The 13,736-nt window shown below is 49.6% G+C and carries 11 protein-coding genes; 10 read left to right on the top strand and 1 reads right to left on the bottom strand.

The genetic code is table 11. The features are described from left to right. Nucleotides 1-136: 136 nt before the first annotated feature. The 7 genes from DRED_RS16370 to DRED_RS16340 all read left to right on the top strand — a co-directional run bounded on the left by DRED_RS16370 (nt 137) and on the right by DRED_RS16340 (nt 7,081). Nucleotides 137-1,078 carry a transketolase family protein gene (locus DRED_RS16370; protein ID WP_011879365.1) on the top strand — a complete coding sequence of 314 codons (942 nt, stop codon included), beginning with the start codon at nt 137-139 and terminating at the stop codon, nt 1,076-1,078. Between the two features lie 286 nt (nt 1,079-1,364). Beyond that, a complete protein-coding gene (gene ftsE, locus DRED_RS16365) occupies nt 1,365-2,051 on the top strand; it encodes a cell division ATP-binding protein FtsE (RefSeq protein WP_011879364.1) in 687 nt (228 codons plus the stop codon). Next, nucleotides 2,041-2,928 (top strand): permease-like cell division protein FtsX, encoded by an 888-nt coding sequence (gene ftsX, locus DRED_RS16360; protein ID WP_011879363.1) that lies wholly within the window; start codon nt 2,041-2,043, stop codon nt 2,926-2,928. Before ftsE ends, ftsX begins: the two co-directional genes overlap by 11 nt. A gap of 21 nt (nt 2,929-2,949) precedes the next feature. Next, on the top strand, nt 2,950-4,074 hold the full coding sequence (locus DRED_RS16355) for a murein hydrolase activator EnvC family protein (protein ID WP_011879362.1): 1,125 nt from the start codon (nt 2,950-2,952) through the stop codon (nt 4,072-4,074). A gap of 128 nt (nt 4,075-4,202) precedes the next feature. Beyond that, on the top strand, nt 4,203-5,354 hold the full coding sequence (locus DRED_RS16350) for a S41 family peptidase (protein ID WP_011879361.1): 1,152 nt from the start codon (nt 4,203-4,205) through the stop codon (nt 5,352-5,354). Between the two features lie 149 nt (nt 5,355-5,503). Continuing rightward, the gene (locus tag DRED_RS16345; RefSeq protein WP_011879360.1) at nt 5,504-6,751 is read left to right on the top strand and encodes a PDZ domain-containing protein; all 1,248 of its coding nucleotides are present in this window, start codon (nt 5,504-5,506) and stop codon (nt 6,749-6,751) included. Nucleotides 6,752-6,892: 141 nt separating this feature from the next. Continuing rightward, complete coding sequence (locus DRED_RS16340; protein WP_041274692.1) at nt 6,893-7,081, top strand: hypothetical protein; 189 nt, start codon at nt 6,893-6,895, stop codon at nt 7,079-7,081. 21 nt (nt 7,082-7,102) lie between these two features. On the opposite strand, the gene DRED_RS16335 is transcribed toward DRED_RS16340, so the two are convergent. After that, nucleotides 7,103-7,366 (bottom strand): DUF3243 domain-containing protein, encoded by a 264-nt coding sequence (locus DRED_RS16335; RefSeq protein WP_011879359.1) that lies wholly within the window; start codon nt 7,364-7,366, stop codon nt 7,103-7,105. A 222-nt stretch (nt 7,367-7,588) separates the two neighbouring features. On the opposite strand from DRED_RS16335, the gene DRED_RS16330 reads away from it, so the two are divergent. The 3 genes from DRED_RS16330 (at nt 7,589) to uvrA (ending at nt 13,713) form a co-directional block, all read left to right on the top strand. Continuing rightward, a complete protein-coding gene (locus DRED_RS16330; protein ID WP_011879358.1) occupies nt 7,589-8,152 on the top strand; it encodes a uracil-DNA glycosylase in 564 nt (187 codons plus the stop codon). Nucleotides 8,153-8,322: 170 nt separating this feature from the next. Further along, on the top strand, nt 8,323-10,341 hold the full coding sequence (gene uvrB / locus DRED_RS16325; RefSeq protein ID WP_011879357.1) for an excinuclease ABC subunit UvrB: 2,019 nt from the start codon (nt 8,323-8,325) through the stop codon (nt 10,339-10,341). A gap of 501 nt (nt 10,342-10,842) precedes the next feature. Beyond that, on the top strand, nt 10,843-13,713 hold the full coding sequence (gene uvrA / locus DRED_RS16320) for an excinuclease ABC subunit UvrA (protein WP_011879356.1): 2,871 nt from the start codon (nt 10,843-10,845) through the stop codon (nt 13,711-13,713). Nucleotides 13,714-13,736 lie beyond the last annotated feature (23 nt).

Genomic DNA, 13,736 nt, shown 5'->3' with positions numbered 1-13,736 from the left:
ATAACGAAACCAACGGGGGGCTGACCCCCAGAGAAGAACCACTAAAACCCAGCTAACTCCAAAGAAATACATGCAAAAAAGCCCAAAGCCCATGGCCGACCCCAAAGCATTACCGTATAAGAAGGAGGGTTTTACCATGACGAAGAAAATTGCCACCCGGGATGCCTACGGTCAGGAACTGGTTCGCCTGGGAGCTGAAAATAAAGACGTAGTTGTTCTGGATGCTGACCTATCCAAATCCACCAAAACCCACGATTTCATGAAAAACTTCCCGGAACGTTTTTTTAACATGGGTATTGCTGAAGCAAACATGATGGCCACTGCCGCCGGTTTGGCCGCCACCGGAAAAATTCCCTTTGCCAGCACCTTTGCCATGTTTGCCACTGGTAGAGCCTTTGAACAAATTCGCAACAGCATTTGCTACCCCAAACTAAATGTTAAGATTGCAGCCACCCACGCCGGCGTCACCGTAGGAGAGGACGGTGGTTCCCACCAGTCCATCGAAGACATCGCCATTATGAGGGCACTGCCCGGCATGACCGTTTTTGTTCCTGCAGATGCGGTGGAAACAGCCGCAGCCATTCGGGCTGCCGCAGAAATTCAAGGACCAGTTTATATTCGCCTGGGACGCTCAGGAGTGCCAGTTATCCATGGCGAAGACTTTAAATTTACCCCCGGCGAGGCTGTCACCCTACGGGAGGGTAGCGATGTAGCTCTCATTGCCACTGGCATCATGGTTTCCGCTGCACTGGAAGCCGCAGAAAAGCTGGCAGAGGAAGGCATACAGGCCATGGTACTGGACGTACATACCATCAAGCCCCTGGATATCTTTGCAGTGGTGGAAGCAGCCCGGCAGTGTGGCGCAGTGGTCACAGCCGAAGAACATTCCATCATTGGCGGATTAGGCAGTGCTGTGGCCGAGACACTCTCGGAACACTTCCCCGTACCCCTGCAGCGGGTTGGTGTCCGCGACACCTTTGGCGAATCCGGCAAACCAGCAGAACTGCTGGAATACTTTGGCCTCACTGCTGCCAACATCATCGAAGCAGCTAAAAAAGTCATGGCTAAGAATAAGTAATATAGGGTCAGGCTATGGGCTTGGGGGATAGAACTTTGGGGTCAGGCCCTGAGCTATGAGCAGTGAGCCATGAGTTTAAATAAAAGGACCCAAAAGAACTACCCCTAAGCCTCACGGCCAATTGACCCCAAAAGAGTGCCTATAAGACAGGCACTCTTTTTGCATTTTTTGTAAAATATTTGCTACTATTACCAGGAAAAATTGCCGAATCTTAAAGGAATTTGCTTTTTAGGTGTCGAACCCGATTAGGTGTGTGTCTACATCTTTGATTTGGAAGGGTGTCAAAATGATACAGTTTTACAACGTATCCAAAATATATGACAACGGTGTCAAAGCAATTTCTGATTTAACATTTCAAATTAAAAAGGGTGAATTTGTGTTTTTAGTGGGTCCCAGCGGTGCAGGAAAATCAACCATGATTAAACTTATTACCCGTGAAGAACTGCCCAGTCGGGGCCATGTTATGTTTAACGGCAAGAATTGCCTACGCATGAAGGGACGTGAAGTTCCCCACATGCGTCGTAAAATTGGCATGGTTTTTCAGGACTTTCGCCTGTTGCCTCAAAAAACCGCAGCAGAAAACGTAGGTTTTGCCCTGGAAATTACCGGGGCCTCGGGCAAAGAAATAAAAAGGGCAGTTCCCCAGGTACTTGAACAGGTAGGGTTAAAGGACAAAGGAAACCTACTGCCCAGCCAAATGTCCGGTGGTGAACAGCAGCGGGTGGCCATTGCCAGAGCCATCGTCAACAACCCCCTGGTAATCATTGCCGACGAACCAACAGGTAACCTGGACCCCGATACCTCCTGGGAAATCATGAAACTCTTCCAAGATATTAATCGCAGGGGTACCACCATCCTCATGGCAACCCACGATTCCGATATAGTTGATACCATGAAAAAACGGGTTATCGCCCTGACCAGTGGCAGCATTGTACGTGACGAAGAGAGCGGGGTGTACCGCTGTGAACTTTAATACCATCAAATATTTTTTTCGGGAAACCTTTACCTCCCTGGTAAGAAACAGCTGGTTGTCCCTTTCCTCCGTGGGGATCGTTACCGTATCCCTGATTATTCTTGGAGCGTCCCTGCTGCTGGTGGTGAATGCGGACAAACTCACAAAATCCGTAGAAAGCAGTGTAGAGATCACCACCTTTCTTAAAGAAAATGTAGGGAAAGTGGACCGGGAAAAAATTGAAGAGGTCATCAAAGAAAACCATGACGTAGCCTCCATAGAATATATATCCAAGGAACAAGCCATGCAGGAGATGAAAAAGAGCTTGGGGGATCGGGCCGATATTTTAGAATCCTTGGAAGAAAGCAACCCCCTGCCCGATGCCTTCCGGGTCAAGACCCACAAAGCAGAAGCGGTGCCGGCCACCGCCAAGGCCTTGGAAAAAATTGAGGGCATTGAACAGGTTCGCTATGGACAGGGTGTGGTGGAAAAACTCCTTACAGTGACACACTGGGTTCGACTGGCCAGTGCCGTCACCTTATCCCTGTTAACCCTGGCAGCAGGTTTTCTCATTGCAACCACCATCCGCATGTCTGTCTTTGCCCGGCGTCGTGAGATCGGCATCATGAAAATTTTAGGGGCCACCAACTGGTTTATACGTTTCCCTTTCATGATGGAGGGCATTGTGCTGGGCCTAACAGGGGGACTTCTAGCTGTATTGGTGGTGGACTTGGGTTATGTGTCCTTAATTCAAAAATTAAAAATATCTTTGCCATTTATTCAACTAATGAATGAACCCAATACCATGCTGTACATCCTTGGCGGTATGATTGGCCTGGGAGTACTGATTGGTGCACTGGGTAGTTGGGTTTCACTGCGTAAATTTTTAAAAGTATAAGAAAAGTTTGGAGGAATACCGGTGCAAAGAACATGGACCCACAGGCTGACGGCCCTAACCCTGGGCCTGGTGCTACTGGCTGGGACTCCAGTGATGGCAGCAACCTTGGATCAGCAGCTAAACAACGTTAGGAACCAGTTAAATCAGAAAAAAGCAGAGGAAAAACAGACGAAGCGAGCCGTTAAGGATTATTCACAACAACTGGTTTCTTTGAACCAATCCATTAACCAAAAGGAAGCCAGAATTAAAGAATTAGAGGCTACCCTGGCCAGTTCCCTTAGTAAGCTGGCGGAAACCAAAAAGGATTTGGCCAAATCAGAAGAACGGTTGGAAGAAAGTAATGATCAATTGAAAAAACGTGTCAAGGGTATGTACCAGAGTGGTCCAGTAAGCTACCTGGAGGTCTTGCTTAATGCAGGAAGCTTTTCGGAGTTTACCAACCGGATGGAATTCCTAACCCGCATGATCGAAAGTGATAAAACCCTGGTGGACCGGATGAGCAAGGAAAAGCAGCAAATAGAGGAATATAAAAATGTTCTGGAAACCAGGACCCGCCAAATAGCCAGCATGAAAAGGGAACAGGAATATGTAAAGGAAACCCTGACCAAGGCCCAAGAGGAAAAGAAAGGTCTGCTTAACGAAGCAGAGCAGGATTTAAAGAAGACTGCTGAAGAAGTTGACCGTTTAGAAGCCCAGGAAGATGCCATCCTGAGACAGATTGCTCTGGAAAATGCCAAGAAGGGTGGCAACTACAATGGGGGCGTGTTTAGCTGGCCGGTGCCTGGCTACAGCCGGGTATCATCACCCTTTGGCTATCGCATTCACCCCATTTTAAAGCAAAAACGCTTTCACGCGGGGATTGATATACCAGCTCCCACCGGGACCTCCGTCATTGCTCCGGCAGATGGTACCGTGATTTATTCCGGCACCATGACCGGCTACGGGAAAGTTGTTATGATTGACCACGGTGGTGATGTGGTGAGTCTCTATGGTCACCTGTCAGCCCAACTGGTGAGTAAAGGACAGGTTGTTACCAAAGGGTCCACCATTGCACAGGTAGGAAGCACGGGTATGTCCACAGGGCCCCACCTGCATTTCGAGGTTCGCAAGAACGGCTCTGCGGTAAGCCCCCATAATTACTTATAAAGCTGGGTTAGCCCGGCTTTTTCTTTAGTATAGAGAGAAACCATAAAATGGAAAATGTTTGTAATGAACACCTCTTTATTGTAGTATAATACATGTGTAAGGAGATCAAGGGACGGGCGGGTGTTACAGTGAAAAGAGATTCATTGGCCTTTTGGGGAAGGCTGACAATTGTATTAGCTTCGGTGGTATTTGCGATCTTACTGTTAGTGGGCGGTACACTGGCAGCAAACTATAAGGGGATGGGTAATTTAATCAAAGTGGTAACCCTGGTTAAAGGCCAGTATTTATTTGAAGTGACGCCGGAAAAACTGGTGGAAGGGGCCATTAAAGGGGTGGTGGAGTCCCTGAATGACCCATACTCTGCGTACCTGGATAAGAAAACCTACTCTGCTTTGCAGGAACAAATTCGAGGTTCCTTCGGCGGCATCGGTATCCTGGTGGGGATGAAGGACCATTACCTAACGGTAGTTAAACCCTTCCCCAATACACCGGCAGCGGAAAAGGATATTCGAGCCGGCGATATCATCATTGCCATTGACGACAAGCAGGCCAAGGATATGGATACCGATACAGCGGTTAACCTTATGCGGGGTCCCGTAGGATCCAAAGTGGAGTTAACCATCCTGCGGGAGGGAGATGAAAAACCTTTTCCAGTTCAATTAACACGGGAAGAAATTAGCGTACCCACTGTAGAAGGTCGGATGGTTCCCGATGAAAACAACGTGGGCTATATCGTGATCGGCCAGTTTACCGAAAATACCGGAGAAGAAATGGTGAGGACCATTGCTGAACTGCGGGAGCAAAACATGGCAGGACTGGTGCTGGACCTGCGGGATAACCCCGGCGGGGAACTGAATTCGGCCATTAAAGTTGCCGACCAGTTTTTGGGCAAAGGACCCATCGTGCATATTGACTACCGAATTGGTAAGGATTACACCTTTGATGCTGAGCCAGATCAATTGAATATGCCCCTGGTGGTGTTGGTTAACAAAGGAAGTGCCAGTGCTTCGGAAATTCTGGCCGGCGCCATTAAGGATGCAGGTGTAGGAACCCTAGTGGGGACCAAGACCTTTGGTAAAGGCATTGTCCAAACAGTTTTCCCGCTGGATAACGGTGCCGGGCTTAAACTAACCACAGCCCGTTATTTAACGCCGAATAAAAATGATATCCACAAAAAGGGGATTGCCCCCCACGTGGTTATAGAACAGGAAATCCATGCTAAACAAGATAAACAGTTGGAAACAGCCATTAAAATAATTCGAGACAAGATACATCAATAGAATAGCCGTCAGCCGTTAGCCTTAGGGGTATTTCTTATGGGTCAGGCCATGGGCCATGAGCTGTGAGTAAAAACCCAAGGCCAAATGACCCCAAATTATAGCATGCAAAAAAAGCTGATGGCTGAAGGCTAAAAAAGTAGGTGTTTACCATGTTTCCCTTTACCGATATAACACCGATTTTGTTTCAGACCCTAGGGGCAGTTTTTATGGAACCCCAGATTCTAGAGTTATTTCTTCTGGTGGTGGCTATTGTGGCCCTGCAATATTACCGTATGGGAAGGGCAAAGGAAAAATTCTTTGGTTTGAAGCCACGGGGTGTCTGGCGAGATGTTTTGGCCGCCACCCTATTTGGCTTGCTGGGTGGGGTTTTGGCCAGTTACATCATGGTATTCGTCGGCTTGACACTGTCCGATTCCGGGTTAATCTATCTCTGGCCCTTGGCCATTCTGCTAATGTTTATTGACGCCAGATTTTTATGCTTTGCCTATGCCGGTGGCCTTTTGGCCTTGAGTTCCATCGCCTTAGGTTGGCCGGAGGTTAGCATACCTCAGCTTTTGGGCCTGGTGGCCATTCTGCATTTTGCGGAAGCAGTTCTTATTCTGGTCAGTGGTCATTTGGGGGCCATGCCTGTCTTTATTCGGAATGCAGAAGGCAAGGTTGTAGGGGGGTTTGCCCTGCAAAAATTCTGGCCCATACCCCTGGTGGTTATGGTTATTGTGGGTCAAACCAGTGGTGCTGCCGGGGGCATCCACATGCCCCAGTGGTGGCCTTTAATTAAAGGGGACATGGGGGCAAATGTAGATAATGTGATCTATTCCCTTATGCCGGTGGTGGCAGGACTGGGCTATGGAGACCTGGCCGTGGCCCGTACTCCTAAGCAAAAGGGCAGGATATCGGCAGTATTTCTGGGTTTATACAGTGTGATTTTGTTGGCACTGGCGGTTTTGACTGATCGCTACCCTCTGGTGGGGGTTGCAGCGGCACTATTTTCGCCACTGGGGCATGAAATGGTGATCTACCTGGGCAGGCGTCTGGAGGCCACCAACGCCATCTATAAGCCTGTGGATCAAGGGGTTAAGATACTGGATGTGATTCCGGGCTATCCTGCCTGGCAGGCGGGAATTCGTTCCGGGGATATTATCAAGGAAGTAAACGGCATGACAGTGGGAAGCCGTCAGGGGTTAGAATTTGCCTTGGGTGTTTATCACCAGGTACAGATTACCTACTACTCAATGGCCCAAAAAAAAGTATACCGAGAGGGCATTGAATTCAAAGAAAAGGATATGCTGGGTGTGTTGCCGGTTCCCGAGGGTAATGAAGAAACCTTCATGGAGCTATCCACCAACGGTCCCCTGCGCAGGTGGTTCAACAACCGTATTGCTAGGCATAGGAAATGATCTTGAGTTGGAAAGTTGGACAGTTGGAAAGTTGGACAGTTGGAAAGTTTGGGAGCTTAGTCAAGCCCTGGAAAGTTTGTCAAGCCCAGGGGGTCTGACCCCGCCCCCAAAGCCCGGCAGTCTGAGGGGTCTGACTCCCCGGTGAAAAAAGGTAACCCTGGGGGATTTGCTCTTCAAGTTAACCCCAGGTGTCTGACTTCTAGTGTGGCAGTGCAACTTTTAGCCATGAGCCAAATCAACAACTACTATCCAACCTTCCAACCTTCCAACCTTCCAACTGCCCAACTCCCCGGTGAAAAATTTAAGGGAGTGTCACTGCTACTAAAGTAGTTGCGGCACTCCCTTAAAAATTTAGCGGGAACGGCTGGCTAGTTTGGTCATCAGACGGGCGATAACCGCTTGTTCATCCTTATCTGCCACATCCCATAGCTCCTTAAGGGCCTTTTGCTCAGGGTTAGCCGGCTGAACATTGTCAGCTAAAATAGACCCGGCAGTCATGGCATAATGCTGTACTTTATCCCGGGAGATACCCAATTCTTCAGCAAACTCCATGGCCTGTCCCAGGTATTTTTTCCAGTTATCCCAACTAGTATTAGCCTTTGATAAATCCAGCATGTGCGCTTCCTCCTTATTCAATCCATAGCCATCAATACAGCTACGTGTTTACCTATAGTTTGGCAAACCAAAGGCAAAATATGCATTGTTGGAAATAAAAACTTAAATTAACCACAGGCTACAAGGTTGTCAACCGGGGGAATGTATTCTATCATAAAACAAGCTCTACCACCTAACCCCTAACCAACTGTCCAACTGTCCAACTACTACAGGAGGTCTTTTATGTCTTTAGAACAACTGGCAAAGGATATGCAAAATTGTACCCGTTGTGGCCTATCCGAGGGCCGCAACAAACTTGTCTTCGGTGTGGGGAATCCTAAGGCTAAATTAATGTTAATTGGTGAAGGGCCTGGCAAGGACGAGGATGAACAGGGAGTGCCCTTTGTGGGACGGGCCGGACAACTGCTGGACCGGATACTGGCGGCCATCGACCTTACCAGGGAAGACGTCTACATTGCCAATATAGTTAAATGCCGCCCACCCAACAACCGGGTACCCAACCGGGTGGAGGCCAAGGCCTGCCTACCCTATTTGTATCGTCAAATTGAATTAATCCAGCCACAAATTATTGTGCTGTTGGGTAACACCGCTTTACAAAACCTAATTGGCCCCGATGCCCGCATTACTAAAATGCGCGGGCAGTGGCTGGAAAGCCAGAGCGGCATCAAGATTATCGCCACCTACCACCCAGCAGCAGTGCTGCGGGACCCCAACAGAAGGCGACCAGTCTGGGAGGACTTTCAAATGGTACAGGAAGAGTACCATAAGCTTAAGGGTAATTCTTAAGGGTCTAGCCCTCAGCCGTGGGCCATGGGCTGTGAGTTAAGGAAACCAACGGGGGTCTGACCCCCAAGGAATACCCCTAAGCCCCCTGGCTAAAATCCCCCATTGCTGCCAGGTTTCTAATATTGACCTATTTGGTATAATATTAGATGGATAGAAAGTAGGTGAACTCCTTGGAATTTAAGTTGAAGTCTGACTTTAGCCCCCGGGGCGATCAGCCCAGGGCCATTGAAAAACTGGTGGCAGGCATTGATAAGGGCTTGAGACACCAGGTACTATTGGGGGCCACCGGTACAGGGAAAACCTTTACCATGGCCAACATCATTCAAGAGGTTAAGCGCCCCACCTTAATATTAGCACCCAACAAAACCCTGGCAGCCCAGCTGTGTAGTGAGATGAAAGAATTTTTCCCGGAAAACTCCGTTGAATATTTCGTTAGTTACTTTGATTACTACCAGCCCGAGGCCTACATTCCCCATACCGATACCTATATTGAAAAGGATTCATCACTGAACGACGAAATTGATAAACTGCGTCACTCAGCAACCACTGCGCTGTTGGAGCGGCGGGATGTAATTATTGTAGCCAGTGTTTCCTGCATTTACGGTTTAGGTAACCCAGAAACCTACCGGGATCTGGTCCTATCCCTGCGGGTGGGCGGTACCTACGACCGGGATGCCATCCTGCGCAAGCTGGTAGATATTCAATATGAAAGAAACGACATTGACTTTAGCCGGGGTAAGTTCCGGGTACGGGGCGATGTCATTGAAATTTTTCCCGCCAACGCCAGTGAAAGGGCCCTGCGGGTGGAATTGTTTGGAGATGAAGTGGACCGTCTGTTGGAAATCGATGTTGTCACCGGTGAAATTCTGGGTCAACGCCAACATATTGCTGTTTTCCCTGCCAGCCACTTCGTAACTGCCGAAGATAACATGAAAAGAGCCATTACCACCATTGAGGCAGAGCTGGAGCAGAGGCTACAGGAATTGCGGGCTGCCGATAAATTATTGGAAGCCCAACGCCTGCAGCAGCGTACCCAATATGACCTGGAAATGATGGCTGAAGTGGGTTTTTGTTCGGGCATTGAGAACTATTCCAGGCATCTCACAGGACGTGCCCCCGGAGAGTCACCCTTTACCCTGCTGGACTTCTTTCCCGAAGACTGGCTGTTAATCATCGATGAGTCCCACGTGGCAGTACCACAGATTGGTGGTATGTACGAAGGGGACCGTTCAAGAAAAACAACCCTAGTGGAGCACGGCTTTCGCCTGCCCTCAGCCCTGGATAACCGACCCTTGAAGTTCAAAGAATTCGAAGAAAAAGTCAATCAAGTGATTTATGTATCGGCCACACCGGGTAAATACGAATTTGAACACCAAGAGCAAATCGTGGAACAGATTATTCGTCCCACCGGATTGATAGACCCTGAAATATTTATCAGGCCCACCAAGGGGCAAATTGATGATTTATTGGGAGAAATTCGCCTGCGGGTAGAGCGGGACGAAAGGGTGCTGGTAACCACCCTAACGAAAAAAATGGCCGAAGACCTCACCGACTACTTTAAAGAAAATGGCGTGCGGGTTCGTTACCTGCACTCGGATATTCATACCATGGAGCGGATGGAAATCCTGCGGGATCTGCGCCTGGGTACCTTTGATGTCCTGGTGGGCATTAACCTGCTGAGGGAGGGCTTAGACCTACCGGAAGTAAGCCTGGTGGCCATTCTGGATGCCGATAAAGAAGGCTATCTTCGTTCCGAACGCTCTCTGATCCAGACCATCGGCCGGGCTGCCCGTAATGCAGAGGGCCGGGTGATCATGTATGCAGACAAAATGACCGACTCCATGAAGAAAGCCATCGGAGAAACAAACCGACGCCGCAAGATTCAAATGGAGTATAACCGTAAACATAATATTACCCCGGAAACCATTCGCAAGGCCATCAGGGATGTCATTGAAGCCACCCGGGCGGCTGAAGAAAAAGCACCCTATGTGGCCCAGAGCAAGGCGGGTAAGCTAACAAAAACCGAGCTGAAGAAGATGATTGCTAAGCTGGAGAAAGAAATGAAAGAATCCGCCAAGCACCTGGAATTTGAGCGGGCAGCCCAGCTTAGAGATGCCCTGATTGAGCTACGGCTGCAGCTTAGGGGAGAGAAGAACATCAAGCCAGCAATACCGGAGATAGAGTATTAGGTATAGCGGAAGTTGGAAAGCAGAAAGCTGACGGCTAAGTATTTCTCTGGGGTCGGCCATGAGCTGTGGGCCTTGGGCCCAAGGAAACCAACGGGGGTCTGACCCCGCCCCCAAAGCCCGGCACCCTGAGGGGTCTGACTCCCCAGAGAAAGAACCACTAAAACCTAGAAAGCAGAAAGCAGAAAGTAGAAAGCTAAAAGCTAAAAGCTGACGGCTAAGTGTGGCGGAGTCAGATTGCCGTTGGTTACTTTCTCCTTTCTGCTTTCCACTTTCCAACTTTCTGCCTTACAAAAATAGTACAAATGTTCGATTTACCGTTGTCTTTTTCCCACTAATGAAGTATATTTGTATTGACTTTCCATTAACCAGCCCAAAGCTCAAGGCCAAAATGACCCCAAAGCAAAGCATGTAAAAAAGGCCCATGGCCACGGTCAACGGATTGCAAACTACAACCATAACGTAACCCAATGCTGATAGATAAAACGAAGGAGTACTCACACCATGCAAGACAAAATACTCATCAAGGGTGCCCGGTCCCATAATTTGAAAAATATAGATGTGGAAATCCCTAGGGACAAGCTGGTGGTAGTAACCGGTCTGTCCGGTTCTGGTAAATCCTCCCTGGCCTTCGACACCATCTACGCCGAAGGTCAGCGTCGCTATGTGGAATCCCTTTCTGCCTACGCCCGGCAGTTTCTGGGCCAGATGAACAAACCCGATGTGGACTATATAGAAGGGCTTTCGCCGGCCATTTCCATTGACCAAAAGACCACTAGCCATAACCCTCGCTCCACAGTGGGTACCGTAACGGAAATTTACGACTACCTGAGGCTGCTTTTTGCCCGGGCGGGCCGGGCCCACTGCCCCAAATGCGGCCAGCCTATCACTCAGCAGACCGTACAGCAAATGGTAGATCAACTGATGGCACTGCCCGAAGGCACCAAGCTGCAACTTCTGTCCCCGGTGGTTAGGGGTAAAAAGGGAGAGCATGTTAAGATCCTCGAAGACATTAAGCGCAATGGTTTTGTGCGGGTTCGGGTGGATGGAGAAATTTACGATCTATCCGAAGTTCCTCAGCTGGACAAAAAAAAGAAACACAACATCGAGATTGTGGTGGATCGCATTATTCTTCGCCCCGGCACTGAAAAACGCCTGGCGGACTCCATGGAAACAGCCCTCAAACAAAGTGAAGGCATTGTCATTGCCGCAGTGATTGATGGGGAGGAATATACCTTTTCCGAAAACTTTGCCTGCACCGACTGTGGCATTAACATCAGTGAAATTAGTCCCCGGCTGTTCTCCTTTAACAATCCCCACGGAGCTTGCCCCGCCTGTACCGGACTGGGGATTAACCATGAGTTTGACCCGGATATGATTATGCCGGATAAAAGCAAAAGTATCCGGGAAGGAGGCATTGAGGGCTGGCACAAGGGGAACATTGCCGCAGCCTACCTATCCGGCCTGGCAAAACAATATGATTTTAGTCTGGATACGCCGGTGGAGAATCTTTCCACCAAACACATGAAAGTGATTCTCTACGGTACCGGCCAGGAAAAAGTTAAATTTGACTATACCGATAGCTACGGCCACACCCACCATTACGAAGTACCCTTTGAAGGAATTATTGGCAACCTCTCCCGGCGTTACCGGGAAACCCAATCGGAAGCCATGCGAGAAGAGTTTGAAAAATACATGAGCATTAAACCCTGCCCCAGTTGTAAGGGTGCCAGGTTAAAGCCCGAGGCCCTGGCTGTGAAGGTTGGGGGGAAAGATATTGTAGATATAACCTCCCTTTCCATAGCCGATGCACTGAAATTCTTTAACAACCTGGACCTCACCGAGCGGGAACGCATGATTGCCCGGCAAATCCTCAAGGAAATTAACGAACGACTGGGTTTCCTGGTTAATGTGGGCCTGGATTATCTAACGCTGGGACGCTCCGCCGGGACCCTGTCCGGGGGAGAGGCCCAGCGGATTCGGCTGGCTACCCAAATTGGTTCCGGTCTTATGGGTGTTCTCTACATTCTGGACGAACCCAGCATCGGTCTGCACCAGCGGGATAATGAAAGACTCATAACCACCCTGGAACGCCTACGGGATTTGGGCAACACCCTCATTGTGGTGGAACACGACGAGGATACCATCCGGGTGGCGGACCACATCATTGATATTGGCCCTCTGGCAGGTCGTCAGGGGGGCCAGGTGGTGGCCGCAGGGACCATGGAAGACATTATGCAAGTACCGGAGTCCCTCACCGGCCAGTACCTTAGTGGTAAGAAATTTATCCCGGTACCCCTCAGTCGACGCCTGGGCAAGGGACAGAGTTTGGTCATTAAGGGGGCTACCGAAAACAACCTGAAGGGGATTGATGTGGAGATTCCCCTGGGTGGTTTTGTCTGTATCACCGGGGTTTCCGGTTCCGGTAAGAGTACCCTGATTAACGAAATCCTTTATAAATCCCTGGCCCAAAAACTGCACCGGGCCAAAAGCAAACCCGGTGAACACAGCGGCATCGAGGGCATTGAACACCTGGAAAAGGTCATAGATGTAAACCAATCTCCCATTGGTCGTACCCCCAGATCCAACCCTGCCACCTATACCGGGGTTTTTAACGACATTCGGGAACTCTTCACCCAGATGCCCGAGGCCAAGGTGCGGGGCTACAAAGCCGGACGCTTTAGTTTTAACGTCAAAGGGGGCCGCTGTGAGGCCTGCCAAGGAGACGGTATCATAAAAATTGAAATGCACTTCTTACCGGATGTCTACGTACCCTGCGAAATCTGCAAAGGACTGCGCTACAACCGGGAGACCCTGGAAGTAAAATATAAAGGCAAAAGCATTGCCGATGTACTGAGTATGGAAGTGGATGAGGCGGTGGAGTTTTTTGCTAACATTCCCAAAATTCACCGCAGATTAAAGACCCTGCAGGATGTGGGTCTGGGCTACGTGCGTCTGGGTCAACCGGCACCGGAGCTTTCCGGCGGGGAGGCCCAGCGGGTAAAACTGGCCACCGAGTTGAGTCGACGCAGCAATGGAGGGACCATCTACATCCTGGACGAGCCCACCACCGGCCTGCACACTGCTGACATTGCTCGACTGCTGGAAGTACTGCACCGTCTGGTGGACAATGGCAGCACCGTGGTGGTCATCGAACACAACCTGGATGTTATTAAGACCGCCGATTATATCATCGACCTGGGTCCTGAGGGTGGCGACAAAGGAGGAACCGTAGTGGCAACCGGCTCTCCGGAAGAAATCTGTCAGGTAGCTGCCTCCTACACCGGCCATTTCCTAAAGCCAGTGCTGGAGCGAGACCGCCAGCGCACCCTACAGGCCCTGGAGAACGGCGAAGTTTCATCAATCATAGCATAATTATCGAAAGCACAAACAAAACC

Source organism: Desulforamulus reducens MI-1, from assembly GCF_000016165.1.
Lineage (GTDB): Bacteria > Bacillota > Desulfotomaculia > Desulfotomaculales > Desulfotomaculaceae > Desulfotomaculum > Desulfotomaculum reducens.
The sequence above is the reverse complement of the archived record's forward strand: the minus strand, read 5'-3'. Positions and strand labels throughout refer to the sequence as shown.